Genomic DNA, 25,856 nt, shown 5'->3' with positions numbered 1-25,856 from the left:
CGGCGCGAGGGGTGCAGCAGCGTGGCAGATGCGCCGCACCCGCGGCTCTCGTCCGCGGTGCCCTCGCGGGCCGTCACGTTCGCCACTAGGTTACGCGGCGGGAGCCTGCGCGATCATCCGCGGGCCTCGACCGGAGCGCCCCACGTGATCCGCCTTCGTCCGCTCGTCGCCCTCTCGGCCGCCCTCGTGCTCGCGTCCGGCGGCCCGATCGCCGCGCAGCAGCAGCCTGCGCCGCCGCCCTCCACGGCACCCGCGCCGGCCCAGACGAACCCGCTGCCGACGACGACGGCGCCGAACCCGGTGGCCGATCCGGACAAGAGCGCGGCCCCGGCCCCCCAGCAATCGGTGGCGCCCCCGCCCGCGGGCCAGTCCGCGGTGGGAACGCCCGCGCGTCCGACGCTCATCGAGAAGGCCGGCGAGCCCGGCGACGTCGACGAGGTCACCCTGCCGTCGAAGCCCGCCGCGATCCTGTCGGGCAAGACCAAATGGGAGGAGGCCGTGCCGAACCTGAAGCAGGCCTTCGCGCGGATCGAGGCCGACCTCGCCAAGCTGGGCGTCGCGCCGGCCGGCCGGCCGCTGGCGGTCTTCACCCGGACCGACGATGACGGCTTCGAGTTCGAGGCGATGATCCCGGTGGCGGCCGCGCCGAACCCGGTGCCGGCGGAGACCGACGGGCTGCGCTTCGGCACGACGCCCTCCGGCAAGGCGTTGCGCTTCGCCCACAAGGGTTCCTACGAGTCGATCGACAGCACCTACGAGACCCTGACCGCCTATCTCGATGCCAAGGACATCGTGGTGCAGGACCGGTTCGTCGAGGAATACGCCACCGACCTCAAGGACGGTACCGACGACAACCTCGACGTGAACATCTACGCGCTGGTGAAGTAGGGGCCGGCAGATCGGCCGACGTCGCGGACCGATCCCGCGCCGGAGAACCGGCCGCAACCGCCGCCTCGCGCCCCCCTCTGCGGGGAAGGGAGGAGTGCACGGCACCCGATCGCCCGTTCCTGACGCGCATGCGCGGAGATCGGACAGATCGCCGCTGCCCCGCCCCGGCAGGAACAGGGGCGTCGGCTCGCGGATTCGCCCGACATGCCCGCCACCGACCTCAGAACCGGGACCGTCCCGCCTCCGCGCCGCAAGGCGGCCCCCAACGCCATGGATCCCGCCCTCGCCGAGAAGGCTCTGGCGATCCACGCGCGCCTCTGCCCGGTCTACGGCTGCCCGATCCCGTACTTCCACAGCCTGGATCCGGTCAGCGAACTCGTCTCCTCGCTCCTGTTGCACCGGACGCGCAACGCCGAATCCGGCCGGGCCTTCAAGGCCCTGCGGGCACGCTTCCCGGACTGGGAGGCGGTGATCGACGCGGACGTGCCGGAGATCGAGGCCGCCATCGCGGGGGTGACATGGCCGGAGCTGAAGGCGCCGCGCATCCGCGACGTGATCCGGGCCCTGCGCGACCGGTGCGGAACCCTCGACCTCGCCTTCCTGGCCGACATGGAAGTCGAGGCGGCGCGGGCGTGGCTGCAGGCCATCCCCGGGATCGGGCCGAAGACCAGTGCCGCGGTCCTGTCGTTCTCCACCCTGCGGATGCCGGCGCTGCCGGTGGACAGCCACCATCACCGGGTCGCCCAGCGCCTCGGGCTGATCGGCCCGCGGGTCGATGTCGGCCCGGCGCACGCGATCCTGCGGGGGCAATTGCCCGCGGCGTGGAGCGCGCAGGATCTCTACGACAATCACGAGATCCTGATGCTGCACGGCCAGCAGGTCTGCCACCATCACCGGCCCGCCTGCGGGCGCTGCGTCCTGACCGACCTCTGCCCCAGCGCGAAGCGCCCCGTGCGGGAGCCGTGAGCGCGTCCTTGACCATTCCGGCCTACGGGTGCGAGTAACCCCGCGCCCGGACGGCGCGGAGCCCCGGTCTATCTTTGCTCAGGATCGGCGCCGATGGCCGCGTTCACCGAATTGGTCTTCTCGGGCGTCCAGCCCACCGGCAACCTGCATCTCGGCAACTATCTCGGAGCGGTGAAGCGCTTCGTGGAGATGCAGGACCGCGACGCGCAGTGCCTGTACTGCGTGGTCGACCTGCACGCGATCACCGTCTGGCAGGATCCGGAGGCCCTGCGCGGCCAGATCCGCGAGGTCACGGCCGCCTTCCTCGCCGCCGGAATCGATCCGAAGCGCTCGATCGTATTCAACCAGAGCCAGGTGCCCCAGCACGCCGAGCTCGCCTGGGTGTTCAACTGCGTCGCCCGCCTCGGCTGGCTGAACCGCATGACCCAGTTCAAGGAGAAGGCCGGCAAGGACCGGGAGAACGCCTCGATCGGCCTGTACGACTACCCGGTGCTGATGGCCGCCGACATCCTGGCCTACCGGGCGACGCACGTGCCCGTGGGCGAGGACCAGAAGCAGCATCTGGAGCTGACCCGCGACATCGCGCAGAAGTTCAACACCGACTTCGCCGGCTCGATCGCGGCGCACGGCCACGGCGACGCGTTCTTCCCGATCACGGAACCGCTGATCGGCGGCCCGGCCGCCCGGGTCATGTCGTTGCGCGACGGCACCAAGAAGATGTCGAAGTCGGACCCGTCCGACAACGCCCGGATCAATCTCACGGACGATGCGGACGCCATCGCCCAGAAGATCCGCCGGGCGAAGACCGATCCGGAGCCCCTCCCCTCCGAGGTCGCGGGCCTGAAGGAGCGGCCCGAGGCCGACAACCTCGTGGGGATCTACGCGGCGCTGGCCGGCATCAGCCGCGAGGACGTGCTGCGCGACTTCGGCGGGGCGCAGTTCTCGACCTTCAAGCCGGCGCTCGCCGACCTCGCCGTGACGAGCCTCGCGCCGATCGCCGGGGAGATGCGGCGGCTCACCGCCGATCCCGGCCATATCGACGCCGTGCTGGCCGACGGCTCCGCCCGGGCGGAGACGATCGCGGCGCAGACCCTCGACGCGGTCAAGGACATCGTCGGCTTCGTGCGGCGGGGACCCAGCCTCCAGGCGGTGCGGTGACAATCCGGGCGCTGGTCTTCGACGTCTTCGGGACGCTCGTCGACTGGCGCTCCGGCGTCGCCCGCGAGGCGGCGCGGCTGCTGGCGCCCGTCGCGCCGAGCCTCGATGCCGGCGCCTTCGCGGATGCATGGCGGGCCCGCTACGACCCGTCGATGGAGACGGTGCGCTCCGGCGCCCGGCCCTATGTCGACCTCGACACGCTCCAGGCCGAGTCCCTGCCCGACGTGCTGGCGCAGTTCGGCATCGCGGGCGTGCCCGAGACCGTGCAGCGGGAGCTGGTCCAGGCGTGGCACCGGCTCGACGCCTGGCCCGAGGTGCCGGACGCGCTGCGGCGGCTGCGGGAGAAGCACCTCCTGGCACCGAACTCCAACGGGCCTGTCCGGTTGATGGCCGACCTCGCCCGCCGCAACGGGCTGATCTTCGACGCGGTGCTCGGCGCCGGCTATTCCCGCGACTACAAGCCGAAGCCGGCGCTCTACCGCGACGCTGTGGCGGCCTTCGGGTTCGCGCCGGCGGAAACGATGATGGTGGCGGCGCACTCGAACGACCTCGCGGCGGCGGCGCGCCACGGTCTGTCCACCGCCCACATCGCCCGCCCGCACGAGCACGGCCCGGCCGGCGGCGAGACCGCGCCGACGGTGCCGGTCACCCACGCGGCGCGGGACCTGGCGGACCTCGCCGACCAGCTCGGCTGCTGAGGCGTCGCACGGAGGTTGAGATGGCCGATTGGAACCCCGCCCTCTACACCCGCTTCGAGGACGAGCGGACGCGGCCGGCGGCCGAGCTCCTCGCCCGCGTGCCCCTCGACGCGCCACGGCTCGCCTGCGATCTCGGCTGCGGGCCCGGCAATTCCACCGCGCTGATCGCGGCGCGATTTCCCGATGCTGAGGTGCTCGGCCTCGACAGTTCCCCGGCGATGCTGGAGAGCGCCCGTGGCCGCCTGCCCGACCTCACCTTCGCGCAGGCCGATGCCGCGACCTGGGTCCCGGAGCGCGCCCCGGACCTGATCTTCGCCAACGCCGTCCTGCAATGGCTGCCGGACCACGCGACCCTGCTGCCGCGGCTGTTCGGTCTCCTCGCCCCGGGCGGGGTGCTCGCCGTGCAGATGCCCGACAATCTCGCCGAGCCCACCCACCGGCTGATGCGCGAAGTCGCGGCGGCCGGACCCTGGGCGGCAACGATCGGCGACCCGGCCGTGGCCGGCCGCCTCGGCCGCATGCTGGAGCCCGCGGCCTACTACGACCTGCTGGCGCCCCTGGCCGCCGAGGTCGATGTCTGGCGCACCGCCTATCACCACCGGATGGCGGATGCCGCCGCCATCGTGGACTGGGTGAGCGCCACGGGGCTCCGGCCCTTCCTCGACCCGCTGGAGCCCGGGGAGAAGGCCGGCTTTCTGGCGGCCTATACCGGCGCGATCGACGCCGCCTACACGCCGCGCAGCGACGGGCAGCGCCTGCTGGCCTTCCCGCGGGTGTTCATCGTCGCCCGAAAAGCCCCGTAGCGCGCAGGCCGGCCCGGTGGTCCTCAGGCCGCGCGCACCGTTCCGAGGAAGCGGCTGACCTCCGTCCGGAGGTGCTCGGATTGCTGCGACAGGTTCGCGGACGAGTCCAGCACCTGGCCCGCGGCCGAGCCGGTCATGTCGGCGGCTTCGGCCACGCGGGCGATGTTCGTCGTCACCTCGCCCGTGCCGGCGGCGGCCTGGGTCACGTTGCGGACGATCTCCTGGGTCGCCGTACCCTGCTGCTCGACCGCGGCGGCGATCGTCGTGGCCACGCCGCTGATCTCGTCGACGCGCGTCGTGATGCTGCCGATCGCAGAGGCCGCCTGCGCGGTCGAGGCCTGCACGCGGGCGATCTGGCCCGCGATCTCCTCGGTGGCCCGCGCGGTCTGTTCGGCCAGCGCCTTCACCTCGGCGGCCACGACCGCGAAGCCCCGTCCGGCCTCGCCGGCACGGGCCGCCTCGATGGTGGCGTTGAGGGCCAGCAGGTTGGTCTGGCCCGCGATGCCGCTGATCAGCGCCACCACGTCCCCGATCTTCATCACGGCCGCACTCAGGTCCTCGACCAGGCGCACCGTCCGCCCGGCCTCGTCGGCCGCGGCCCGCGCGAGTTGCGCGGAGCCCTGGACCTGACGCCCGATCTCCTGCACGGAGCTGCCGAGCTCCTCGGCCGCCGAGGCCGCGGCCCGGACGTTGGCGGCCGCCTCCTCGGCCCCGGCCGCGACGGTGGTCGACTGGCCGGCGGTCTCCGACGCCGTGGCGGCCAGCGCCCGGGCCGTGGCCTGCAGCTCGGTAGCCGCGTTCGTGACCGTCTCGACGATGCCGCCGACCGCCTGCTCGAACGTGTTCGCCAGATCCGCCGTCACCCGCTTGCGGTCCCGGTCGGCGGCGGCCTGGGCAGAAGCCCGCGCCTGCGTGTCGGCCTCCGCCTGCGCCCGGAGGCCGTCGCGCAGCTTCAGGACGGCCCGCCCGACCAGCCCGACCTCGTCGCGGCGCCGAGCCTCGGGCACGTCCGCCCCGTAATCGCCCGCGGCCATGTCGCCGATGGTCCTGCCGAGGGCGCGGACCGGCTTTCCGACGAGGCGATGCAGCGCGCCGAAGACGACCGCGCAGCCGATCAGCACGCAGAGGACCGAGATGCCGATGAGCCTGGCGCGCGCCTGATCGGCGGCGGCCGTGAGCGTCGCCACCGGCACCGCGACCACGATGGCCCAGCGGTCGGGCGTCTCGCCCGCCTGGATATGCTGCGCCATGTACCGCCACGGCGCCCCATCCGGACCCGGCGCATCGGTCACCACCACGGCGCCTGCCGCGATCGCCTGCCTGGCCGCGTCGGCTGCCGACGCGTCGAAGCCGTGCATCGGCTTCCCGGCCGCCGCGCCGGTCGGATGCGCGACGGTCGTTCCGCTCGCCGAGACCACGGCCAGGTAGCCGGTCCCGAACGGCTTCACCGCGCCGAAGGCGGCATTCAGGGATCCGAGGTCGATGTCGACACCGGCGGTGCCGCGATACGTGCCGTCCACGCTGATCGGCGCGCCGAAGGACATCATGACGACGTCCTTCCCGGCCACCGGGTAGATGTAGGGTTCGATGGCCACCAAGCGGTTCAGCTTCTTCGGCTGAAGGTAATAGGCGCCGTCCGGCTCGGCCTCGTAGCCGGTGAGAACCTCCCGCTTGATCGTGCCGCTGCCGCGATTCCAGTAGGGCATGAAGCGGCCGCTCGCGTCCGAGGAGGCCGTGCCGGCGAACGTGCGGTCGCGCCCGTCCAGGGCATCCGGCTCCCAGCCCGTCCAGGTCGCGATCAGGCTGGGGTTGGCGCGCAGAAGCTCGCGCAGCATCGCATCGTAGACCTCACGGTCCTGAATGCCGCGGGCGCGCAGGGCCGAGGCGGAGACCGCGATGCTCTCGGCGGTCTTGGCCGCGACCGCGAGGCGAAACCGGACCTCGCGCGCCTCGTTCGACAGAGTCTCCGAATGCATCTTGGCCGCCTGCTCCTCGAAGGAAGCGTTGATTCGACGGGCAAGAAAAGTCATCCCTCCCGCGAAAACCGCAGCGATCAGGACGCTACAGATAACGGCGACACGCAGGGGCAGCGAAAGCATGTTCTCTACGATCCGCGCAAGGATGTGACCGACCAGATTTGCAGGAAATCTAGCGGCCACCCCCGCACATCGTCAAGAAATTTTGAACTCGGCCGCGATCAGTCGCAATTATATTGCTACACCAATATGAAGCGCCGCGGATATCAACTTGGTATCAACTTGTGCGCCGAAGATTGAATTCCCGGCATATCGAGTGCCGGCCGGCCGCCCCATTTCGCGGGGCGGCCGGCAAAAGGTCGTCAGGCCTCGCCGCGGGCGACCAGCGCCTCGTACTCCGAGACCTCCAGCTTGCCCTCCCGGGCGACCCGCGCCTTGTCTTCGTCGCTGATCACGTCGCCCGCGAGGTCCAGACGCTTCCAGGCGGCGAGCGGCGTCTCGCGGCCGGGCCGCGGCACGTACTTGTTCTGCTCGAGCTTCTGGTACTTGTGGATGTAGCGCGGGCAGTTGATCCAGATCTTCGTCACCGCGACCTTCACCAAGTATTTGGCCTCGGTGTACTCGGCCATCAGGGCGTCGTCGCGCAGCAGCGTGGCGTGGCCCTGCACGCGGATGCGGTGGGGCGTCTCGAAATCGATGAACAGCAAGCCGACCTTGGCCTGCCCCGCGATGTTGCCCATCGAGTAGAACATGCCGTTGCCGTCGAAGCCCGGGAACACCAGCGTGTTGGCGTCGAGCACCTTCACGAAGCCCGTGGGGCCGCCCTTGTAGGAGACGGTCGGCATGCCGTCCGGGTCGACGGTCGAAAGGAAGAACATGTCGCGGGAGCCGATAAAGGCGGCCTCGTCCGGCTGGATGCTCTCGTGGACCCAGTCCTCGTCGAGGCGCACCGCGAGCTTGGTGGTGCCGAACTCCTCCTGCAGCGCCCGGTGCGCGTCGGAATAGAGCGATGCCATGCGTGTCCTCTCCGCTAGCCGGTCCTCGTACACGCGGGACCGCTGGCGGGCTTATGGCCGGGACTCCCCAGGTCGGGCAACCCGGAACGCGAAGGGCCGGCCACGCCTTCGCGCGACCGGCCCCCGGCGTGACGACCGGGCGAAGCCCGGCCGCGTGATGCGAACAGATCAGTTGCGGGTCTTGTCGACCAGCGCCTTCTCGGAGATCCACGGCATCATGCCGCGGAGCTTGGCGCCGACCTCCTCGATCGGGTGGGCGGCGAGCTTGGCGCGGGTGGCCTTGAACGAGGTCTGGTTGACCTTGTTCTCCAGCATCCAGTTGCGGGTGAAGGTGCCCGACTGGATGTCGTTCAGCACGCGCTTCATCTCGGCCTTGGTCTCGGGCGTGACGATGCGCGGGCCGGTGACGTACTCGCCGTACTCGGCCGTGTTGGAGATCGAGTAGTTCATGTTGGCGATGCCGCCCTCGTAGATGAGGTCGACGATCAGCTTCACCTCGTGGAGGCACTCGAAATAGGCCATCTCGGGGGCGTAACCTGCCTCGACCAGGGTCTCGAAGCCGGCCTTGATCAGCTCGACGAGGCCGCCGCAGAGCACGGCCTGCTCGCCGAACAGGTCGGTCTCGCACTCCTCCTTGAAGGTCGTCTCGATGATGCCGGCGCGGCCGCCGCCATTCGCGGAGGCGTAGGACAGGCCGAGATCGTGGGCGTTGCCGCTGGCGTCCTGCGCGATGGCGATCAGGGTCGGCACGCCGCCGCCGCGGAGGTACTCGGAGCGCACGGTGTGGCCGGGGCCCTTCGGGGCGACCATCAGGACGTCGAGGTCCTTGCGCGGCTCGATCAGGTTGAAGTGGACGTTGAGGCCGTGGGCGAACAGGAGGGCGGCGCCCTGCTTCATGTTGCCCTCGAGGGACTCGCGGTAGATGTCGCCCTGCAGCTCGTCGGGGGTGAGCATCATCACCACGTCGGCCCACTTGGCGGCCTCGGCGACCGACAGGACCTTGAAGCCCTCGTGCTCGGCCTTCTTGGCGGTGGCGGAGCCCTCGCGCAGGGCGATGACGATGTCCTTCACGCCGGAATCGCGCAGGTTGAGCGCGTGGGCGTGGCCCTGGCTGCCGTAGCCGACGATGGCGACCTTCTTGCCCTTGATCAGGTTCAGGTCGGCGTCGCGATCGTAATACACCCGCATGTCTGTCTCCTCTTAAACGTGGCGGTTCGGGTCGGGTTTGGCCTGGCCGTAGAGGGCCAGAAACTGCTCGACGGCGCGGCCCGCATCGCGCCGGATCTCGGCCCCGTCGAAATCGAGGGTCTCGCCGAGCAGAAGTCGAATCTGGATATCCCGGCCGACGAGGCCGAAGAAGGTGCGGAAGGTGGCCTCGCTGTCGGCGAAGGCGAGTAGCCCGGCGGCGCGCCCGGCCTCCAGCACGGGCTTCACCCGCTCGCCGATGGCGAAGCGGCCGTTGGCCAGCACGATGCCGCCGAGATTGCTCTTGCGCGAGCCGGCATGCGCGATGGCGATGCGGTTCAACGCGACCGAGGTGGGGCCGGTGATGACCTCCAGCCACGTCACGGCGAAATCCTGCAGGCGCTCCCGCAGGGTCGCCCCGTCGAGGATCTGCGCGGCGTCGTGCCCGGCATGGACCCGGGAGGCCTGCCAGCGCACCGTCGCGGTCAGCAACCCGTCCCGGTCGCCGAACCACTTGTAGAGCGTCTCCTTCGAGCAGCTCGCCCGGCGCGCGACGGCGTCCATGGTGAGCTGCTCGCCGTCCTCGACCATGAGGCCGAGCACGACGTCCAGCACCGCCTGCTGGCGTGCCGACGGCGCTTCCCGCTCTGCTATGGTGCTGGCCTGCATCATCTCGAATGGCGTACCGTACCGTACGGTACGCGCTCTAGGCCGATTCGATGGCCGCGGCAAGGGGGTTGCCGCGACCGAATGGGATTAGCGCGGGAGCGGCAACCCCTCGCGGGCAAAGACGGCCTGCACGGCCGGGCGCTCGGCGACGCGGCGGGCATGGGCGGTCCAGGCCGGGAAGCGGCCGGCCATGTCAAACCGCAGCACCGGGCCGTTCGCCCAGAACCAGAAGACCATCAGGTAGGCGTCGACGACGCTGAAGCGGTCGCCCACCGCCCAGCCGCCGTGCGAGAGGCGCACCTCGGTCATGGTGGCGAGATCCGCGTAGGTGTTGGCCGCCTTGCTCTTGATGCCGTCGAACGCGCTCTCATCCTCGGTGTAGCGTTCCGGACGGCGGACATGCGCGTAGGTCACGTGGTGGTTGCAGGCGAGCCAGCCGAGCCACTCGTCCGCGGCGGCCTGCTCCCGCAGGTCGGCGGGCCACAGAGCCGTCTCCGGCACCTGACGGGCCACGTGGCGCATGATGGCCGCACATTCGGTGAGCACCCAGCCGTCCTCGGTCAGCGCCGGCACGCGGCCGCGATCGTTGATCGCGAGGTATTCCGGCCGGCGCTGGTCGCCGGCGGCGAGGTCGAGCTTGATGCCCTCGTAGGGCAGCCCGGATTCCTCCAGGACGATGTGGGCGGCGAGCGAGCAGGCGCCGGGGGCGTAGTAGAGGGTGCGGGCGGTCAAGTTCATTCCTTCGACAGATGCGACGCGGACGGGGAATTCGCCCCAATCCCAATCAACGCATGGAGCTTGATGCGGATGGCGAGCAGAACTTCATCCGTTACCATCCCAACATGGCGAAAACCGCGCTTGGCCCGGTCAAGACATCGGATCTGATCGGTCAGGACAGCGCCGGAGACCGCGAGGCCGGGTGGCAGAATGACCTTGGTTGGCCACGGCTTCACATTGCCGGTTATGGGGCAGACGATCGCGGTTGCGTTCAGCCTGTGAAAGTCCTTGTTCGATACGACGACGGCCGGCCGGACGCCATCCTGCTCGCGGCCGAGGCTCGGCCTGAGATCAACCCAGACGAGGGCACCGGCTTCGAGCGGCTCAGCGTCAATCGTCACGGACGATCTCTGCTCCGACATCCGGTCCCCAGTCGACCAGTTCCGGTCGATGCGAGGGACCGAGGCGCTCCATTTCGGCAATCATCTCGGCGAGTGTCATGACGGGCTCCCCGTTGACGACGCGGCGCGTCACGGGCGAACGCGGCTTGCTCACCTCGACGGTCGTTCCTTCACGGACGCCGAGTTCTTCGGCCTCCCCCGCTGTCAGTTTCACGGCGAAGTCATCGCCCCAGCGGACGACCTTGGCTTCCATCGCTATGCCTCCCTTGAGGTGGCGGCAGCATAGCAGATGTCATCGGCCGCGGAGGAGCATGCACGCAGAGGCAATCGTCTGCCCTGCAGAGCGTCCGAGTCGGGACGCTCTCGGCAATCCTACAGCGGCTCAGCCCCGCGCCCCATCGCGGAGATGCCGGTCCGGCAGATCTCCACCAGCCCGATGACGCTCATCAGGCGCACGAACCGGTCGATCTCCTCGGTGGCCCCGGTCAATTCGAACACGAAGGAGTTGAGCGTAGCGTCCAGCGTCTTGGCGCCGAAGGCGGCGGCGAGCCGCAGGGCCTCGCTGCGGTGCTCGCCCTCGCCCTTCACCTTCACGAGGCAGATCTCGCGCTCGAGGGCGTTGCCCTGGAGCGTCAGGTCCACCACCCGGTGGACCGGCACCAGCCGGTCGAGCTGCGCCTTGATCTGCTCGATCACGGCGTTGGTGCCCGTCGTGACGATGGTGATGCGGGAGATGTGGCGCGCCTCCTCGGTCTCGGAGACGGTCAGGCTCTCGATGTTGTAGCCGCGGCCGGAGAACAGGCCCGAAATGCGCGCGAGCACGCCGGGCTCGTTGTCGACGATCACCGCCAGCGTGTGCCGGTTCACCGGCTCGACGCGGACGGCATCGGGGTAGTGGGTGTTCATCGCATTCATCGCCGGCCTCGTCCTCGTCGTCCCGTCCGTGCTCACCAGCGGCGACCCCGGAGGGCCGCCGCCAAACCCATCACACCAGCATCTTGCCTTCCTCGGAGATCACGTCGCCGAGTTCGACGCCGGTCTCACCGAGGTAGTCGGACAGGAGCATCTCGTTGTGCGCCTTGCCCGACGGGATCATCGGGAAGCAATTCTCGGTCTTGTCGACGATGCAGTCGAAGATCACCGGGCCGTCATAGGCGAGCATCTCCGCGATGGCGCCGTCGAGGTCGCCCGGCTTCTCGCAGCGCATGCCCTTGGCGCCGTAGGCCTCCGCGAGCTTCACGAAGTCCGGCAGGCTCTCCGAGTAGCTCTGCGAGTAGCGCGAGCCGTGCAGCAGCTCCTGCCACTGCCGGACCATGCCCATGTACTCGTTGTTCAGGATGAACACCTTGATCGGCAGGCGGTACTGCACCGCCGTCGACATCTCCTGCATGTTCATCAGGATCGAGGCCTCGCCGGCGATGTCGATCACCAGCCCGTTCGGATGCGCGAGCTGCGTGCCGATCGCCGCCGGCAGGCCGTAGCCCATCGTGCCAAGGCCGCCGGAGGTCATCCAGCGGTTCGGCTCGTCGTACTTGAAGTACTGGGCCGCCCACATCTGGTGCTGGCCGACCTCGGTGGTGATGTAGGTCTCGCGGTCCTTGCAGGCCTCGTAGAGGCGCTGGACAGCGTATTGCGGCTTGATGATCGTGCCCGACGGCCAGTAGGCGAGGCAGTCCCGCGCCTTCCAGGCACTGATCTTCTGGAACCACGGATCGAGGTTGGACTTGTCGGGCCGCGACGGCAGGGCGCGCCACGCCTCCAGCATGTCGGCGAGCACCGAGGCGCAGTCGCCGACGATCCCGACATCGACCTTGACAACCTTGTTGATCGAGGAGGCGTCGACGTCGATGTGGATCTTCTTGGAGAAGGGGGAGAACGCGTCGAGCCGGCCGGTGATCCGGTCGTCGAACCGGGCGCCGACGCAGATCATCACGTCGCACTCGTGCATCGCGAGGTTGGCCTCGTAGGTCCCGTGCATGCCGAGCATGCCCAGGAACTTCTCGTCCGTGCCCGGATAGGCGCCGAGCCCCATCAGGGTCGAGGTGATCGGGAAGCCGGTCTCGCGGACGAGCTCGCGCAGCAGGCGCGACGCCTCCGGGCCGGAATTGATCACGCCGCCGCCGGTGTAGAAGACCGGCCGGCGCGCGGTCGCCATCAGCTCGACGGCCGCGCGGATCCGGTCGGCGTCGCCCTTCACGGCCGGGCGGTAGGTCTTGTGGCTCGCGATCTCCGGGCGCTCGTAGAGGCCGGACGCGAACTGAATGTCCTTGGGCAGGTCGACCACGACCGGGCCGGGACGGCCGTTGGCCGCGACGTAGAACGCCTCGTGCAGGATGCGCGGCAGGTCGTCGATCGATTTGACCAGGTAATTGTGCTTCGTGCAGTGGCGCGTGATGCCGACCGTGTCGCATTCCTGGAAGGCATCGGTGCCGATCAGGTGCGTCGGGACCTGCCCGGTGATGCAGACCAGCGGGATCGAATCCAGCATCGCGTCGGTCAGCCCGGTGACGATGTTGGTCGCACCGGGGCCCGAGGTGACCAGCACGCAGCCGACCTTGCCGGAGGAGCGGGCATAGCCCTCGGCGGCGTGGACGGCGCCCTGCTCGTGGCGGACGAGGATGTGCTTGACGGCGTTCTGGTGGAAGAGCGCGTCGTAGATCGGAAGTACGGCGCCGCCCGGATACCCGAACAGCGTGTCGACACCCTGATCCTGGAAGGCCCGGATGACCATCTCGGCCCCGGTCATGACCTCGCCGCCCATGCTCGTCTCCTCGCGCTCTCCGGAGCCACCGCGATCCCGTGATCGCCGCCCTGCCCCGTCCTCTCTCCCGGCACCCTCGTCATGCGGGGCGGTCTCCGCCTCGCCCGAAGGTGCCTATCGCCTCGGATCTCCGTCCGTCCCAGTCCTGTCCCGCCCGGACGCGGGCAACAAAAAAGGGCCCCGAGGGACCCTGCATGCGCCACCGCCCGGATCGCGGCCCTAGCTCAGGGCCGCCCCGTCGGTGACGCTACCGCTACAATAAGGACCGTGGTCATCGGAAATCCGAACCTGCCCCGCGGCGCCCGCATGATCCGGAACTGGCTCATGGTCGGCGCGCGAAGTGTCGGGCCTCATAGCGGAGCGCGCGCGGCGGGTCAACGCGTCCGCGCGTGCAAGTGAGCCGGTTCGGAGGTGAAGCCGCTCCCTCACTGCAGGGGCGGCGGGAAGCGGCGGACCCAGTTGCTCGCCGCGTCGTAGGCGGCCCCGAGTTGCAGGCAGGCGAGTTCGCCGTGGTTCGGTCCGACGATCTGGATGCCGGTGGGCAGTCCGGCGGCTCCGAACCCGGCCGGCACGTCGAGCGCGGGCAGGCCCGACATCGTCGCCGGGATCGTGATCTGCATCCAGCGGTGATAGGTGTCCATCGCCTGTCCGCCCACCGTCTCGGGCCAGCGCAGGGCCTTGTCGAACGGGAAGACCTGCGCGCTCGGCATCACGAGGTAATCGTAGCCCTCCATGAAGCGGCGCAGGGTCTCGTACCAGCGGGTGCGCCCCTCCAGGGCCGCGATGATCCGGTCGGCGCCGAGCGCCAGCCCCCGCTCGACCTCCCAGACCGCCTCCGGCTTGAGCAGGGCCCGGTGGCGGGGCTCGTCGTAGAACGGGCGGAGATTTGCCGCGACGGTGAAGGCGCGCAGCACCAGCCAATCCTCCCAGAGCCGCTCCATGTCGTAGCGCGGCATCGCCTCCTCGACGGTGCAGCCGATCTCCGCGAACGTCGCCAGGGCGGCGCGTCCGACGTCGAGCACGCCGGGATCGAAGGGGATCTGGCCGCCGCAATCGCCGAGCCACGCGATCCGCGTCCCGCGGAAGTCGCGGGCGAGCGGGCTCGCGAAGGCGGAGGGGTCCTGCCGGATGGCGTTCGGGCAGCGGGGGTCGTAGCCCGCCAGAACCGAGAGCATCAGTCCGATATCGCCGGGCGTTCGCCCGATCGCCCCGAGCACGCCGAGCCCGGGGCTGAACACGTCCTTGGCCTCGGCGGGGATCCGTCCCCAGGCCGGGCGCAGGCCGTAGCAATTGTTGAAGGCCGGCGGGTTGCGGAGCGAACCGGCATGGTCGCTGCCGTCGGCCACCGGCTGCATCCGCAGCGCCACCGCCACGGCCGCGCCGCCGCTCGACCCGCCCCCGGTCTTCGCCGGATCGTAGGCGTTGCCGGTGGCGCCGTAGACCGGGTTGAAGCTGTGCGAGCCGAGGCCGAATTCGGGGATGTTGGTCTTGCCGATGAAGATCGCCCCGGCGGCGCGCAGGCGCGTCACCATGATCGAGTCCGTCTCGGCGATCCGGTCGGCGAAGATCGGCGACCCTTGGGTGAACGGCAGGCCGCGGACCGGGTCGAGATCCTTCACGGCCAGCGGGAAGCCGTGCAGCGGCCCGACGGGCTCGCCCCGCGCCAGGACGGCGTCCGCACCTTCGGCCTCGCGCAAGAGCGCCGCGTCGTCCTGCAGGCCCACGATTGCGTTGACCTGCGGGTTGAGCCGGTGGATCCGCTCCAGATAGGCGCGCATCACCTCCGCGCAGGAGACCACCCGGCCGCGGATGGCGGCGGCGAGGTCCACGGCGCCCATCGCCGTGATGCCGTCCTGTCGCGCGTCCTGCATCGTACACCGCCTCCAGCTTGGTCGGGATGAGTACGGAGATGACGGCCGCCGAGCAGAGCGTTGGCAAGCCCTCGGCCGCCCATGTAGCTTACAGGTCGTCGCCGAGGAGCGCGAACGACATGCCGCCCGCTTTCAAAGCCGGATCCGCAGCCGCGAAGGCCCGCAACGACCGTGCACGTCTGCGCGCTCAAGGCCTGAGACCCATGCAGATCTGGGTGCCGGACGTGAGCGCGCCCGCGTTCAGAGCGGAGGCGCATCGCCAGTCGCACGCGATCGCCGAGAGCGAGCGCGATGCGGAGGATCAGGCCTTCATCGACGCCGTGTCCGATCAGGGCGATGAATGAGGCGCGGTGCGATCTGGACGGTAGCCGGCGGAAAAACCTACGCGGGGAAGCCACGCCCGGCCGTGATCGTTCAGGATGACAGCTTCGACGCGACCGACTCGATCACCATCTGCGCCTTCACGTCGAACGAGACGGACGCGCCTCTTTTCCGGATCCCCGTCCTTCCAACCGGACGCAACGGATTGCGTGCACCGTCACGGCTCATGGTCGACAAGATCACGACCGTTCCGAAAATCAAGATGGGCGACCGCATCGGACGGCTCGACGACGAGGATCTGCTGCGGCTCGACCGAGCGATACTCGTCTTCCTCGGCTTGGCGGGGTCTTCGTCTCAAGCCGAACGGCCTGAGACCGGCATCCGTCGCGATTAGCTGGATACCACCGACCAGGGCAGCGTCTCGGCACCCCGGAACACCACCACCGCGGTGTCGTCCACGGTCACGGCCTCGGCGACGCGGCCGGGCCGGCGCTCCAGGGTGACGGTCCCGGCATTCGGCTCCAGACCGTGGAAGCGGGCGCCGTTGAGGGAGGCGAAGGCCTCGAACTTATCGAGCGCCCCCTCCTCGTCGAAGACCTGCACGTAGGTCTGGAGCGCGCTCGGCCCGCAGAACACGCCCGCGCAGCCGCAAGCCGCCTCCTTGGCGCCGCGGACGTGGGGGGCGGTGTCGGTGCCGAGATAGAAGCAGGCCTCGCCGGAGGTCGCGGCCCGGCGCAGGGCCAGCCGGTGCCGCTCGCGCTTGGCCACCGGCAGGCAGTACAGGTGCGGGCGCAGCCCGCCCTGGAAGATGTGCGTCCGGTTGATCACGAGGTGGTGCGGCGTGATCGTGGCCGCGCACCGGCTCCGGTGCTCCCGGACCACGTCGAGGATCTCCGCCGTGGTGGCGTGCTCCACGGTGACCTTCAGCCCCTGGTGCCGGCCGAGCAGCGGGACCAGGCTGCCTTCCATGAACGCGGCCTCGCGGTCGAAGATGTCGATCTCCGGGTCGGTGGCCTCGCCGTGGATCAGCAGCGGCATGCCGATCCGCTCCATCCGCTCCAGCACCGGCGCGATCCCCAGGAGGTCGGTGACGCCCGCATGGGAGTTCGTGGTCGCGCCCGCCGGATAGAGCTTGGCGGCGACCCAGACCTTCTCCCGGAAGCCGCGCTCGATCTCGTCCGGATCGGTGTCGTCCCGCAGGTAGCAGGTCATGAGCGGGGTGAAGTCCATGCCGGCGGGAAGGGCCGCCAGGATCCGCGCGCGATAGGCCTCCGCGGCGGCGACCGTGGTCACCGGCGGCACGAGGTTCGGCATGATGATGCCCCGGGCGAACTGCGCCGCCGTGTAGGGCAGCACCGCCTTCAGCATCGCGCCGTCGCGCAGGTGGATGTGCCAGTCGTCCGGCCGGCGGATCGTGATCCGGTCGACCGGCTTCGCGTCCTGGCGCTCGGCGGGGAACAGGTCTGCGACGCCCATCGCGAAAACCCCTCAGGCCTGGCCGAAGGCGGAGATGCCGCCATGGGCGGCCGACCACTCGGCCGGCGCGTTGAGGAAGCGCTCGACCTCGTCGAGCGTCTTCGGGTCGAAGGTGCCCATCTCCTTGGCCACCGCCAGAACGTCCCACCACGTGGTGAGGTAGTGGAGCTTGATGCCGATCTCCTCCATCAGCGCGGCGCTGCCGGGGAAGATGTCGTAGTAGAACAGCACGAAGCAGTGATCGACCTGGGCGCCGGACTCGCGCAGGGCCTTGCAGAAGTTGACCTTGCTGCGTCCGTCGGTGGCCAGATCCTCGACCAGCAGCGTCCGGGCGCCGTCGACGATCTCGCCCTCGATCTGCGCGTTGCGGCCGAAGCCCTTGGGCTTCTTGCGGATATACTGCATGGGCAGCATCATCCGGTCGGCGATCCAGGCCGCGAAGGGGATGCCGGCGGTCTCGCCGCCCGCGATGTGGGTGAGCTTCTCGTAGCCGATCTCGCGCACGATCGTGGCGGTGGCGAAGTCCATCAGCGTCGAGCGCAGGCGCGGGAACGAGATGATCTTCCGGCTGTCGGTGTAAACCGGGCTCGCCCAGCCGGAGGTGAACTTGAACGGCTCGTCCTTGTAGAAGAGGACGGCACCGATCTCGAGGAACATCTTGGCCGCCTCGCGGGCGATGACGGTCCGGTCGAGGGGCAGGAAGGGGCTGGTCATGCGGCGTGCGCGCTCCGCTTGAGGCGCTCTCCGGGGCCATGAGGACCGGTCCGGCCGGGGAGCGCGCGTGAAACTAGGGCCTGACCGCCCTCCTCCGCCCTGTCTCCGCCAGCGTCAACCCTGATCGCGGCGCTATCCGCGCCTCATGCAGGCTTGCCGGCCCGCAGATGCGCGAGGTGGCGGATGGCGAGCGCGTAGCCGTGCTTCCCGAACCCCGCCAGCACCGCCGTGGCGGCGAGCGAGATGTAGGAGTGGTGGCGGAAGGCCTCGCGCCGGTGGACGTTCGAGATGTGGCACTCGATCACCGGCACCTCGCAGGTGTTGAGCGCGTCGAGGAGCGCCACGGAGGTATGGGTGTAGGCGCCAGCGTTGATGACGATGCCGGCCGAGCCGACCCGGAAATCGTGGATCGCGTCGATCATCACGTGCTCGGCGTTGCTCTGGCGGAAATCGACCGTGAGCCCGAAGCCGGCGGCGGTCTCGCGGCACAGGGCCTCGACGTCGGCCAGGGTCTCGCGGCCGTAGATCTCGGGCTGGCGCTTGCCGAGCAGGTTCAGGTTCGGCCCGTTCAGGACCAGGATCGTGTCGTTCATCATGTGCCTCGCGGCCGGAAGAGGTGCGGCAAGCGCCGGCGAGACACAAGTCCGTCGGGACACGAGTCCGGGCTGTCATCCGGCCCGAGATGTCCCGCATACGGATCTGCCGCCCGCGCCGGGCGGTTCAGATCCGGCTTGCGCGGCGCTATCCGGATTTCCGAATTCCAAAAGGCAGGGAGGACAGGCGGATGGCAGGATCCCGGAGCGAAGCGCCCGTTGTGATCGCGGTGGCGATCACCGGCTCCGTGCCGCGCAAGACCGACAACCCGGCCGTTCCGGTCACCGTCTCCGAGCAGGTCGAGTCGACGCATCAGGCCTTCGAGGCGGGCGCCACGCTCTGCCACATCCACGTGCGCAACGACGACGAGTCGCCCTCCTCCGACCCGGACAAGTTCGCCGCCGTGCAGGCGGGGCTGCGCGAGCACTGCCCGGGGATGATCGTGCAGTTCTCCACGGGGGGGCGCGGGCGCGACCCGGCCGCCCGCGGCCTCTCGCTCAAGCACCGGCCCGACATGGCGTCCCTGTCCACCGGCTCGGTGAACTTCCCGACGATCGTCTACGAGAATTCCGCGAGCCTCGTGACCGACCTCGCTGGCCAGATGAAGCAGTATGGCGTCCGGCCCGAGATCGAGATCTTCGACCTCTCGCACCTGCACGGCGCCAAGCGCCTCGTGGAGGCGGGCCTGATCGACGCGCGCCCGCACGTGCAGTTCGTCATGGGCGTCCAGAACGCGATGCCGGCCGAGGAGCACCTCCTCGACATCCTGCTCGCCGAGACGCGGCGGATCCTGCCGGAGGCGACGTGGACGGCGGCCGGGATCGGCCGCAACCAGGCGATCGTGATGGACTGGGCGCTCGCCCGCGGCGCCGACGCGGTCCGCACCGGCCTGGAGGACAACATCCGGGTGACGAAGGATCGTCTGGCGGCCAGCAACGCCGAACTGGTCGGCCTCGCCGCCGAGGCGGTGGCCCGGCACGGCCGGCGGGTCGCGACGCCCGTCGAGGCCCGCGCCGCGCTGGGGCTCGGCTGATCGGGCGACGCCTCGGTCCCGCGACGAGTGCCCCCGGCTGGAGCGACGCGACCGTCGCAAGCCCCTCGTTTCGAGGGGGTGCCGGGCTTCCGAGCGGCACCGCGACGGAGGATCGTCCCTTCGCGGCGGCCGTTCATCGCCGGCCGCGCCCCACCTTCTCACGGGCATCGCAGCGTGCTAACGATCCGCCCGCGCGGGTGTAGCTCAATGGTAGAGCAGCAGCCTTCCAAGCTGAATACGAGGGTTCGATTCCCTTCACCCGCTCCATTCCAAAATCCGAAATCGCATCACGCGCTTAAGCGTAACCGGCCGGCCCTCCCCGGGCGTCGCGCGGCCGCCACCTGCGCCGTGCAAGCTGCGTTCCCGGCCCCGCCGCGCCGCGGGCAGCCGGATGCGGGGCGGAGGCGTCGGCGGCTCGAGGCCAGGATCGCGGGCCGCCAGGAGCCCCGCCGGCCAGGCCCTCCCGGAGGACCGACGACCGCGGTGCGCGCCGGCTGTTTCTTGATGGACCCGGCGTTGTAAGACGGGCGCCGACGATCCGGACGGATGACGATGCCGTCCCCCCGTACGGCCGACATGACGACGTCTGACCCTCCCAACGATCCGGGTTCCCGCGGCGACGACCCCTTCGACGCGGAGGGACTTCGGCTGACGCTCGACGAAGCGGGCATCTGCGGCTGGGCCCTCGACGTCCGGACCGGGCGCGTCACGATCTTGCCGTCCTGCATCCGTCTGTTCGGGGTGCCGCCGGACCGCCTGACCACCTTCGACGCGATGCAGGCCTTCGTGCATCCGGACGACCGCGCAGCCAGGGCGGACGCCATCGGGCGCGCGCTGGCGGAGGGCGGACGCTACGAGGTCGATTATCGGGCGGTGCATCCCGATGGGCGCGTCCACTGGCTGCGTTCGCGCGGCCGCGTGCAGATCGGCGCCGACGGTCGGCCGTGCCGCCACCGCGGCGTGGTCTTCAGCATTCACGAACAGAAGCAGGCCGACGAAGACCTGCGGGCGCGCGAGGCGCATCTGCGCTCGATCCTCGACACGGTCCCCGACGCCATGATCGTCATCGACGAGCAGGCGCAGATCAAATCGTTCAGCGCGGCGGCCGTGCGGCAGTTCGGCTACGGGCCGGACGAGATGGTCGGCCGGAACGTCAGCCTGCTGATGCCGGAACCCTATCGGAGCCAGCACGACGCCTACATGGCGCACTACCGTTCGACCGGAGAACGCCGCATCATCGGCATCGGCCGCGTCGTGGTCGGCCAGCGCAAGGACGGCTCGACCTTCCCGATGGAATTGGCGGTCGGCGAGATGCGTTCGGGCGGCGTGCGCTACTTCACCGGCTTCATCCGCGACCTCACCGAACGGAACCAGACGGAGATGCGTCTGCAGGAGTTGCAGTCCGAGCTGGTGCACATGTCGCGCTTCACCGCCCTGGGCGAGATGGCATCGACGCTGGCGCACGAGATCAACCAGCCGCTGACGGCGATCGCGAGCTACCTCAAGGGCTGCCGCCGCCTCCTCGGGCGCATGGAAGGCCCGGAGGCGGCCCGGCTCTCCGACGCGGTGAACCAAGCGGCCGATCAGGCCCTGAGAGCCGGACAGGTGATCCGGCACCTGCGGGACTTCGTGTCGCGCGGCGAGAACGAGCGGCATATCGAAAGCCTGCCCAAGCTGGTCGAGGAGGCGAGCGCCCTCGCCCTCGTCGGCGCCAAGGAGAAGGGCGTGCGCGTCCGCTTCGATCTCGATCCGGATGCGCCGCTCGTGCTGGCCGACCGGATCCAAGTGCAGCAGGTCCTGCTCAACCTCATCCGCAACGCGATCGAGGCCATGCAGGACGTGACCCGGCGCGAACTCGTCGTCGGGACGCGGGCGCGTCCGGCCGAAGGCCTGGTCGAGATACGGGTGTCGGATACCGGGACCGGCATCGCGCCCGAGATCGCCGAGCAGCTGTTCCAGCCCTTCGTGACGACGAAGGCGAACGGCATGGGCGTCGGCCTGTCGATCTGTCGAACCATCGTCGAGGCCCATGGGGGCAAGATCCAGGCCTGCCCGGGTCCGGACGGCGGAACGACCTTCCGCTTCACCCTGCGCACGCTCGACCGCGAGGAGATGGCTCATGTCGACTGACGCGCCTGTCCACATCGTGGATGACGATCTCGCGGTGCGCCAATCCCTCGCCTTCCTGCTGGGGACCGACGGACTGGCCGTCCAGGTGCATGACTCGGCGACCGCCTTCCTCGCCGCGGGGACCGACCGTGTCGGATGCATCGTCACGGACGTGCGCATGCCCGACATCGACGGCGTCGAACTGCTGCACCGCCTCCGGCAGAGAGGCCGGATGCCGCCCGTGATCGTCATGACAGGCCATGCGGACGTCGCGCTCGCGGTCGAAGCGATGAAGGCCGGCGCGGTGGACTTCATCGAGAAGCCCTTCGACGACGACGTTCTTCTCGCCAGCATCCGATCGGCCTTGGCGCGGGCGGATCGCGCCCGGACGCGCGACGCCGAGGGGGACGCGGTGCGGGCGCGCTTGGCCGCACTCAGCGAGCGCGAGCGCCAGGTCCTGGAAGGACTGGTCGCCGGCAAGGCCAACAAGGTCATCGGGCTCGATCTCGGCATCAGCCCGCGGACCGTCGAGATCTACCGGGCCAACGTCATGTCCAAGATGCAGGCGGGCAGCCTGTCCGAGCTGGTGCGCATGGCACTGATCGCAGAAAGCCTGGAGGGCGACTGAAGACCGACGCGCGTTGCGTCCCGTCGAGATGCCGATTCCGGGATGCCTCAGGGGACGGGCTTCGACGCAGGGGCTCGCTCTTCGAAGGCATCCCCAATGCCCTCTCGGCGCCCGCCCACAGCTGGTCGTAGGGCTGCAGGCCCGCCTCCGCGCCGACATCGGGTGGATCGGCGCACGGCAGTCACTTCCGACCCCAAGGCGCTTGCCGGCTCCGGCGGTTCGCGTTCGCCGCGGGTCGGCGGTGCGCGGTCGATGCCGGATCGGGATCGGGGTTGGGCCAAATCTGCAGTTGATATGCATCAAGGCCGGAATGCGCCCCGGTTCTCACGATGCCGAGGTCGAGTGGAAGCGCAGCTTGCCATGCGCGGAGAAGCGAACACCGATCCCGGAACGGGTGACAGCAGCAAGGAGGCACCGCGCATCCGCACCATGTTCCAGCACACGCTCGAGCACGAAGTGCCGGCGGGGACGATCCTTTTCGCGCAAGGCGAGGTCCCGACCTTCCAGATCGTCGTCCTGTCGGGATCGGTTCAGCTCTTCGGACGATCCCGCGATGGCCGCGAGGTGCTCATCGAAGTCGTGAGGGCGCCGGACCTGTTGATCCCTGCCGCCGTCGTGACCGCATCGCCGTATCTGATGCAGGGGCGGGCTCCGGAGCCGACCCGCTTCCTGCTCATTCCGGCCGATGCGTTCCGCGACGCGGTGGAACGCAACCCGCATCTGGCGAAGGCGGTTCTGGAAACGCTCGCCGAGCAGTTCCGTCGGATGGTGCGGCAGACCAAGAATCTGAAGCTGCGCTCCGCGGCCGAGCGCGTCGGATGCCATATCCTCGTCCTATCCGAACGGCAGGGCACGCCGGACCGCGCGATCCTGCCCTACGAGAAGCACATGATCGCGTCCGAACTCGGGATGACGCGCGAGTCCTTCTCCCGCGCCCTCAAAGCCCTCACCAAGATCGGCATCGGCGTTGCGGGCCAGGAGATCGTCATCCGCGACCGCGCGCGACTGACCGCCGTCGCCAAGCCCGACCCCATGATCGATCTGCCTGCCTTCGACGACACCGGTCGCCGGACCCTGGCCCTGATCGAGCGGTTGAAGGGATAGGGACGGCAGGGCGGCCCGCGGCGTCCGACGGCGGACGCCCGTTCCGTCGGCACCGGGCGGTCCGGCGCCCGCACGCGCGATCACGGGAGGCGGCAGCGCCGTTCGCGGCGCCGCCGACACCCGGCTGTGGCGCCACGATCAGGCGACGCGCCGCACCTCGTCCTCCAGCAATTCGTCCGCCGGCCCGAAGAATTCGAAGCGGACCCGCTCGGCCGGGACGCCGTGGCGCCGCAGGCCGTTCACGAGCGCGGCCAGAAACGGCTTGGGACCACAGAGGTAGTAGACCGCTTCGGCCTGCGGCGTGTTCGCGACGAGCCAATCCGCCGTGATGAGACCCGCCTCGTCGTAATGTTCGCCACGCCGGTCCTGCGCGTCCGGCTGGGCGTAGAAGGTCCGGACGCGGATATGCGCGCGCCCCGAGGCTGCGGCGGCCGTTGCGTCCCGCAGCGCATGGACACGGCCGTTGAGGGCTCCGTGGGCATACCAAGTCGGGCGCTCGGGCATCTCATCCGCGATGGCGGCCAGCATGCTCACCATCGGCGTCAGTCCGACGCCGCCGCTGACCAGGACCACGGGGCCGTTCGTCGACCGGTCGAGGGAGAAGTCGCCCGCCGGCGGTGCCACGCGCAGGATCGTGCCGATGCCGGCCGCGTCGTGCAGCCAGTTCGAGACGACACCGGCCGGCGCACCGGGCGCGTTCTCGCGCTTGACGGTGATGCGGTAGACGCGGTCGTTCGGGGCACACGAGACTGAGTAATTGCGTTTCAGAACGCCCTGGCCTGGCAGGTCGAAGAGGAAGCCGAGGTACTGACCGGGCTGGTGGCGCAGCACGGGCCCCCCATCGACCGGCGCCAGCACGAAGGAGCGGATCGTCTCGCTCTCCTGGGTCACGCTCTCGATCTGGAACGCGCGCCAGCCGGTCCAGCCTCCAGGCTTTGCGGCGTGGTCGCGGTAGATGGCCGCCTCGCGCCCGATCAGGATCTCCGCCAGGAGCCAGTACGCGTCTCCCCAGGCCGCGCAGATCTCGGACGTCGCCGCATCGCCCAGAATGTCGCCGATCGCGCCGAGCAGCGCATCCGCGACGTGCGGATAGTGCTCGGGGAGGATGTTGAGCGCGACATGCTTCTGCGCGATGCGCTCCACCGCCCCGCCGAGAACGCTCAGATTGTCGATGTTGCGGGCATAGGCCAGCACGGCTTGCGCGAGGGCCTTCGGCTGCGAGCCCGCTGCCCCATGGTGCGACTGGTTGAAGAGGTCGCGCATCTCGGCGTTCTCGAACAGGCGCTCGTACATGCGCCGCGTGATGTCCAGGCCTCGCGCCTCCAGGGCGGGAATCGTGGCTTTGATAAGGGCGACGGTGGAGGGACTCAGCGGGGCAGGCATGGCGGTCCTCAAGATGCATATTACATGCACCTTATGACGGCCCATTTTTAAAGGTGCAATCGTCATGCACCTTAAGGGCTGTTACGGAGTTGACATGCGGCTGACCCGCTTCACCGATTACGGCCTGCGCACTCTGATCTATCTCGGCTCGCTGGGCCCCCGGCAGGGCTCCATAGCCGGCGTCGCGGCGGCCTACGGGATCTCCGAGCATCACTTGGTGAAGGTGGTGCATCAGCTGGGCCGGCTGGGATTGATCCGGACGACGCGTGGCCGGGGCGGCGGCTTGCTTCTGGGCCGGCCTGCGGACCAGATCCGCGTCGGAGACGTCGTGCGGGCCATGGAGGAGGATCTGGCGCTGGTCCCCTGCTTCGCCGGTGCGGCCTGTGCGATCACGCCCGCCTGCCGCCTCAAGGGTGTCTTGAACGAAGCGCTCGCCGCGTTCCTCGCGGTCCTCGACCGACATACCCTCGCCGACCTGCTGGAGCCGAATGCCGGGCAGGATCTCGCAGCCCTCCTGGGCATCGATCCCATGCCGTCGATCGACGAGCCCGCCTCGCGCATGCCTCGACGCCCCGTCGACCCGGTGCGTTGATCGATGGTTGCTCAGCCTCGACGCCGCGATGTGATCACCAACGCCATCGCAAGGCCGGACGCCCGCAGCATCGGAGCATGGGCGAGCGTCGGCGCGCTTCGGACGCGGGCTCGGAGCCCCACCGGATGCCGACTCGCCTCGGTGATCGCGGCGCAGTCGTCGCGATCGAAGCGGCAGGTCTTCACCTCTGCCGTCGCGGCTCCGGAGCCCAGGGCAGGACCGCACCGGCGATAGGACCTCGCCCGGACGCAGGCTATAGTGCTTTTATACGATTTGATCTCTCGAACGCTTTGGGGCTGCCTGCGCGACGCCGATGGATAATTCGGCATTCAACCATCGATATCGAAAGGTCGCGATGATGAAGAATGTGCCAGAGATCCGCGAATTGACGGATGAAGAGATCGATTGTGTCGCCGGCGGCGTGAGCGACGACGCACTGTACGGGGCAGCGATCGGCCTCGCCGTGGCCAGCGTCGGCGCGCTGATCGCGGTGCCGACCATGGGAACGAGCACGACGCTCTGCGTGTGGGGGGCCTCCCTCGCCTCGTCGGCGCTCGCCTACAACATCGCGGCCCAGTAGCGCGGCCTGAACCCGGCGGCCCGCCGGGTCCGGAGAGGGTCTGCTCACGGAGCGGCCCTCTCCAAGGACGGAGGCTTCGACGGGCACCCGAACCGGCGCAGGGTCTTCGGCCGGCCGGCCGGCGCCTGCGCGAGCGCGAGGGGGCCGATCCGGCGGGGGACGCCTCCTGTCCGCAGCCGGCGCAACGCGCGGTCGGCCGAATGCGTCGGCTGC

General features: G+C 69.7%; 28 protein-coding genes and 1 tRNA gene. 15 read left to right on the top strand and 14 right to left on the bottom strand.

Annotated elements, in window-relative coordinates; translation table 11 throughout:
- Nucleotides 1-144: 144 nt before the first annotated feature.
- From MCBMB27_RS22590 to tam, 5 genes are all read left to right on the top strand, one after another.
- Complete coding sequence (locus tag MCBMB27_RS22590) at nucleotides 145-888, top strand: GyrI-like domain-containing protein (protein WP_083683678.1); 744 nt, start codon at nucleotides 145-147, stop codon at nucleotides 886-888.
- Between the two features lie 204 nt (nucleotides 889-1,092).
- Nucleotides 1,093-1,854: an endonuclease III domain-containing protein gene (locus MCBMB27_RS22585; protein WP_083683675.1), complete on the top strand. Its 762-nt coding sequence runs from the start codon at nucleotides 1,093-1,095 to the stop codon at nucleotides 1,852-1,854.
- A 93-nt stretch (nucleotides 1,855-1,947) separates the two neighbouring features.
- Nucleotides 1,948-3,012: a tryptophan--tRNA ligase gene (gene trpS, locus MCBMB27_RS22580; RefSeq protein WP_043760278.1), complete on the top strand. Its 1,065-nt coding sequence runs from the start codon at nucleotides 1,948-1,950 to the stop codon at nucleotides 3,010-3,012.
- The gene (locus tag MCBMB27_RS22575; protein ID WP_075381321.1) at nucleotides 3,009-3,710 is read left to right on the top strand and encodes a haloacid dehalogenase type II; all 702 of its coding nucleotides are present in this window, start codon (nucleotides 3,009-3,011) and stop codon (nucleotides 3,708-3,710) included. Before trpS ends, MCBMB27_RS22575 begins: the two co-directional genes overlap by 4 nt.
- A 20-nt stretch (nucleotides 3,711-3,730) precedes the next feature.
- Nucleotides 3,731-4,513: a trans-aconitate 2-methyltransferase gene (gene tam / locus MCBMB27_RS22570; RefSeq protein ID WP_075381320.1), complete on the top strand. Its 783-nt coding sequence runs from the start codon at nucleotides 3,731-3,733 to the stop codon at nucleotides 4,511-4,513.
- A gap of 23 nt (nucleotides 4,514-4,536) precedes the next feature.
- On the opposite strand, the gene MCBMB27_RS22565 is transcribed toward tam, so the two are convergent.
- Entirely contained in the window at nucleotides 4,537-6,489 is a 1,953-nt protein-coding gene (locus MCBMB27_RS22565; protein ID WP_236952788.1) for a methyl-accepting chemotaxis protein, read from the bottom strand.
- Between MCBMB27_RS22565 and MCBMB27_RS30640 the strand changes: the two genes are divergently transcribed.
- On the top strand, nucleotides 6,484-6,789 hold the full coding sequence (locus MCBMB27_RS30640) for a hypothetical protein (protein WP_236952787.1): 306 nt from the start codon (nucleotides 6,484-6,486) through the stop codon (nucleotides 6,787-6,789). The two genes, MCBMB27_RS22565 and MCBMB27_RS30640, sit on opposite strands and share 6 nt — an antisense overlap.
- A 62-nt stretch (nucleotides 6,790-6,851) precedes the next feature.
- On the opposite strand, the gene MCBMB27_RS22560 is transcribed toward MCBMB27_RS30640, so the two are convergent.
- The 9 genes from MCBMB27_RS22560 to MCBMB27_RS22520 all read right to left on the bottom strand — a co-directional run bounded on the left by MCBMB27_RS22560 (nucleotide 6,852) and on the right by MCBMB27_RS22520 (nucleotide 15,109).
- Nucleotides 6,852-7,505, bottom strand: a complete 654-nt coding sequence (locus tag MCBMB27_RS22560; RefSeq protein WP_043347120.1) for a pyridoxamine 5'-phosphate oxidase family protein — start codon at nucleotides 7,503-7,505, stop codon at nucleotides 6,852-6,854.
- Nucleotides 7,506-7,673: 168 nt separating this feature from the next.
- The gene (ilvC, locus tag MCBMB27_RS22555) at nucleotides 7,674-8,693 is read right to left on the bottom strand and encodes a ketol-acid reductoisomerase (RefSeq protein WP_012322218.1); all 1,020 of its coding nucleotides are present in this window, start codon (nucleotides 8,691-8,693) and stop codon (nucleotides 7,674-7,676) included.
- Nucleotides 8,694-8,705: 12 nt separating this feature from the next.
- Nucleotides 8,706-9,362, bottom strand: coding sequence for a TetR/AcrR family transcriptional regulator C-terminal domain-containing protein (locus MCBMB27_RS22550; protein WP_091955158.1), 657 nt, complete (start codon nucleotides 9,360-9,362; stop codon nucleotides 8,706-8,708).
- Between the two features lie 84 nt (nucleotides 9,363-9,446).
- Nucleotides 9,447-10,091 (bottom strand): glutathione S-transferase family protein, encoded by a 645-nt coding sequence (locus MCBMB27_RS22545; RefSeq protein ID WP_043347125.1) that lies wholly within the window; start codon nucleotides 10,089-10,091, stop codon nucleotides 9,447-9,449.
- Between the two features lie 2 nt (nucleotides 10,092-10,093).
- A complete protein-coding gene (locus MCBMB27_RS22540) occupies nucleotides 10,094-10,477 on the bottom strand; it encodes a type II toxin-antitoxin system PemK/MazF family toxin (protein ID WP_236952786.1) in 384 nt (127 codons plus the stop codon).
- Complete coding sequence (locus MCBMB27_RS22535; RefSeq protein WP_075381317.1) at nucleotides 10,467-10,730, bottom strand: AbrB/MazE/SpoVT family DNA-binding domain-containing protein; 264 nt, start codon at nucleotides 10,728-10,730, stop codon at nucleotides 10,467-10,469. The genes MCBMB27_RS22540 and MCBMB27_RS22535 overlap by 11 nt, the downstream gene beginning before the upstream one ends.
- Nucleotides 10,731-10,849: 119 nt before the next feature.
- The gene (gene ilvN / locus MCBMB27_RS22530) at nucleotides 10,850-11,392 is read right to left on the bottom strand and encodes an acetolactate synthase small subunit (protein ID WP_043347129.1); all 543 of its coding nucleotides are present in this window, start codon (nucleotides 11,390-11,392) and stop codon (nucleotides 10,850-10,852) included.
- A 70-nt stretch (nucleotides 11,393-11,462) separates the two neighbouring features.
- Nucleotides 11,463-13,238, bottom strand: coding sequence for an acetolactate synthase 3 large subunit (locus tag MCBMB27_RS22525; protein WP_043760269.1), 1,776 nt, complete (start codon nucleotides 13,236-13,238; stop codon nucleotides 11,463-11,465).
- A gap of 425 nt (nucleotides 13,239-13,663) precedes the next feature.
- Nucleotides 13,664-15,109, bottom strand: a complete 1,446-nt coding sequence (locus MCBMB27_RS22520) for an amidase (RefSeq protein WP_043347138.1) — start codon at nucleotides 15,107-15,109, stop codon at nucleotides 13,664-13,666.
- 38 nt (nucleotides 15,110-15,147) lie between these two features.
- On the opposite strand from MCBMB27_RS22520, the gene MCBMB27_RS22515 reads away from it, so the two are divergent.
- Both MCBMB27_RS22515 and MCBMB27_RS22510 read left to right on the top strand, forming a co-directional pair.
- Nucleotides 15,148-15,453 (top strand): antitoxin MazE family protein, encoded by a 306-nt coding sequence (locus MCBMB27_RS22515; protein WP_335632945.1) that lies wholly within the window; start codon nucleotides 15,148-15,150, stop codon nucleotides 15,451-15,453.
- Entirely contained in the window at nucleotides 15,450-15,824 is a 375-nt protein-coding gene (locus MCBMB27_RS22510) for a type II toxin-antitoxin system PemK/MazF family toxin (RefSeq protein ID WP_043347142.1), read from the top strand. Before MCBMB27_RS22515 ends, MCBMB27_RS22510 begins: the two co-directional genes overlap by 4 nt.
- Here the strand turns inward: MCBMB27_RS22510 and pyrC are convergent.
- From pyrC to aroQ, 3 genes are all read right to left on the bottom strand, one after another.
- Nucleotides 15,821-16,906 carry a dihydroorotase gene (gene pyrC / locus MCBMB27_RS22505; protein WP_075381316.1) on the bottom strand — a complete coding sequence of 362 codons (1,086 nt, stop codon included), beginning with the start codon at nucleotides 16,904-16,906 and terminating at the stop codon, nucleotides 15,821-15,823. The genes MCBMB27_RS22510 and pyrC overlap by 4 nt on opposite strands.
- A 12-nt stretch (nucleotides 16,907-16,918) precedes the next feature.
- Nucleotides 16,919-17,620, bottom strand: a complete 702-nt coding sequence (locus tag MCBMB27_RS22500; protein WP_043382568.1) for an orotate phosphoribosyltransferase — start codon at nucleotides 17,618-17,620, stop codon at nucleotides 16,919-16,921.
- 143 nt (nucleotides 17,621-17,763) lie between these two features.
- On the bottom strand, nucleotides 17,764-18,213 hold the full coding sequence (aroQ, locus tag MCBMB27_RS22495) for a type II 3-dehydroquinate dehydratase (RefSeq protein WP_075382075.1): 450 nt from the start codon (nucleotides 18,211-18,213) through the stop codon (nucleotides 17,764-17,766).
- Between the two features lie 191 nt (nucleotides 18,214-18,404).
- On the opposite strand from aroQ, the gene MCBMB27_RS22490 reads away from it, so the two are divergent.
- From MCBMB27_RS22490 to MCBMB27_RS22470, 5 genes are all read left to right on the top strand, one after another.
- Nucleotides 18,405-19,247, top strand: coding sequence for a 3-oxoadipate:acetyl-CoA acetyltransferase (locus tag MCBMB27_RS22490; RefSeq protein WP_075381315.1), 843 nt, complete (start codon nucleotides 18,405-18,407; stop codon nucleotides 19,245-19,247).
- Nucleotides 19,248-19,440: 193 nt separating this feature from the next.
- Nucleotides 19,441-19,514, top strand: a tRNA-Gly gene (locus MCBMB27_RS22485).
- Between the two features lie 309 nt (nucleotides 19,515-19,823).
- Entirely contained in the window at nucleotides 19,824-21,377 is a 1,554-nt protein-coding gene (locus tag MCBMB27_RS22480) for a PAS domain S-box protein (RefSeq protein ID WP_075382074.1), read from the top strand.
- Complete coding sequence (gene fixJ / locus MCBMB27_RS22475; RefSeq protein WP_075381314.1) at nucleotides 21,367-21,984, top strand: response regulator FixJ; 618 nt, start codon at nucleotides 21,367-21,369, stop codon at nucleotides 21,982-21,984. Before MCBMB27_RS22480 ends, fixJ begins: the two co-directional genes overlap by 11 nt.
- A 162-nt stretch (nucleotides 21,985-22,146) precedes the next feature.
- On the top strand, nucleotides 22,147-23,088 hold the full coding sequence (locus tag MCBMB27_RS22470) for a cyclic nucleotide-binding domain-containing protein (protein ID WP_236952785.1): 942 nt from the start codon (nucleotides 22,147-22,149) through the stop codon (nucleotides 23,086-23,088).
- A gap of 138 nt (nucleotides 23,089-23,226) precedes the next feature.
- Here the strand turns inward: MCBMB27_RS22470 and hmpA are convergent, their stop codons facing one another.
- Nucleotides 23,227-24,471 (bottom strand): NO-inducible flavohemoprotein, encoded by a 1,245-nt coding sequence (gene hmpA / locus MCBMB27_RS22465; RefSeq protein ID WP_075381313.1) that lies wholly within the window; start codon nucleotides 24,469-24,471, stop codon nucleotides 23,227-23,229.
- 94 nt (nucleotides 24,472-24,565) lie between these two features.
- Between hmpA and MCBMB27_RS22460 the strand changes: the two genes are divergently transcribed.
- Nucleotides 24,566-25,063 (top strand): Rrf2 family transcriptional regulator, encoded by a 498-nt coding sequence (locus MCBMB27_RS22460; protein ID WP_075381312.1) that lies wholly within the window; start codon nucleotides 24,566-24,568, stop codon nucleotides 25,061-25,063.
- 421 nt (nucleotides 25,064-25,484) lie between these two features.
- The gene (locus tag MCBMB27_RS22455) at nucleotides 25,485-25,643 is read left to right on the top strand and encodes a hypothetical protein (protein WP_158498482.1); all 159 of its coding nucleotides are present in this window, start codon (nucleotides 25,485-25,487) and stop codon (nucleotides 25,641-25,643) included.
- Nucleotides 25,644-25,856: the final 213 nt, after the last annotated feature.

The sequence above is a fragment of the Methylobacterium phyllosphaerae genome (assembly GCF_001936175.1).
Taxonomy (GTDB): Bacteria; Pseudomonadota; Alphaproteobacteria; order Rhizobiales; family Beijerinckiaceae; genus Methylobacterium; species Methylobacterium fujisawaense.
Note: the sequence above shows the minus strand (reverse complement) of the source record. Positions and strands in the feature narration are given on the sequence as shown.

Coding starts and splice junctions, on each gene's coding strand:
- trpS (WP_043760278.1), top strand. CDS start 1,948: ATGGCCGCGTTCACCGAATTGGTCTTCTCGGGCGTCCAGCCCACCGGC.
- MCBMB27_RS22490 (WP_075381315.1), top strand. CDS start 18,405: ATGGCAGGATCCCGGAGCGAAGCGCCCGTTGTGATCGCGGTGGCGATC.
- MCBMB27_RS22560 (WP_043347120.1), bottom strand. CDS start 7,505: ATGGCATCGCTCTATTCCGACGCGCACCGGGCGCTGCAGGAGGAGTTC.
- MCBMB27_RS22585 (WP_083683675.1), top strand. CDS start 1,093: ATGCCCGCCACCGACCTCAGAACCGGGACCGTCCCGCCTCCGCGCCGC.
- ilvC (WP_012322218.1), bottom strand. CDS start 8,693: ATGCGGGTGTATTACGATCGCGACGCCGACCTGAACCTGATCAAGGGC.
- MCBMB27_RS30640 (WP_236952787.1), top strand. CDS start 6,484: ATGCATCTTGGCCGCCTGCTCCTCGAAGGAAGCGTTGATTCGACGGGC.
- aroQ (WP_075382075.1), bottom strand. CDS start 18,213: ATGAACGACACGATCCTGGTCCTGAACGGGCCGAACCTGAACCTGCTC.
- MCBMB27_RS22460 (WP_075381312.1), top strand. CDS start 24,566: ATGCGGCTGACCCGCTTCACCGATTACGGCCTGCGCACTCTGATCTAT.
- pyrC (WP_075381316.1), bottom strand. CDS start 16,906: ATGGGCGTCGCAGACCTGTTCCCCGCCGAGCGCCAGGACGCGAAGCCG.
- MCBMB27_RS22525 (WP_043760269.1), bottom strand. CDS start 13,238: ATGGGCGGCGAGGTCATGACCGGGGCCGAGATGGTCATCCGGGCCTTC.
- tam (WP_075381320.1), top strand. CDS start 3,731: ATGGCCGATTGGAACCCCGCCCTCTACACCCGCTTCGAGGACGAGCGG.
- MCBMB27_RS22535 (WP_075381317.1), bottom strand. CDS start 10,730: ATGGAAGCCAAGGTCGTCCGCTGGGGCGATGACTTCGCCGTGAAACTG.
- MCBMB27_RS22565 (WP_236952788.1), bottom strand. CDS start 6,489: ATGCATTCGGAGACTCTGTCGAACGAGGCGCGCGAGGTCCGGTTTCGC.
- MCBMB27_RS22520 (WP_043347138.1), bottom strand. CDS start 15,109: ATGCAGGACGCGCGACAGGACGGCATCACGGCGATGGGCGCCGTGGAC.
- MCBMB27_RS22510 (WP_043347142.1), top strand. CDS start 15,450: ATGAGGCGCGGTGCGATCTGGACGGTAGCCGGCGGAAAAACCTACGCG.
- MCBMB27_RS22550 (WP_091955158.1), bottom strand. CDS start 9,362: ATGATGCAGGCCAGCACCATAGCAGAGCGGGAAGCGCCGTCGGCACGC.
- hmpA (WP_075381313.1), bottom strand. CDS start 24,471: ATGCCTGCCCCGCTGAGTCCCTCCACCGTCGCCCTTATCAAAGCCACG.
- MCBMB27_RS22515 (WP_335632945.1), top strand. CDS start 15,148: ATGACGGCCGCCGAGCAGAGCGTTGGCAAGCCCTCGGCCGCCCATGTA.
- MCBMB27_RS22500 (WP_043382568.1), bottom strand. CDS start 17,620: ATGACCAGCCCCTTCCTGCCCCTCGACCGGACCGTCATCGCCCGCGAG.
- ilvN (WP_043347129.1), bottom strand. CDS start 11,392: ATGAATGCGATGAACACCCACTACCCCGATGCCGTCCGCGTCGAGCCG.
- MCBMB27_RS22480 (WP_075382074.1), top strand. CDS start 19,824: ATGACGACGTCTGACCCTCCCAACGATCCGGGTTCCCGCGGCGACGAC.
- fixJ (WP_075381314.1), top strand. CDS start 21,367: ATGTCGACTGACGCGCCTGTCCACATCGTGGATGACGATCTCGCGGTG.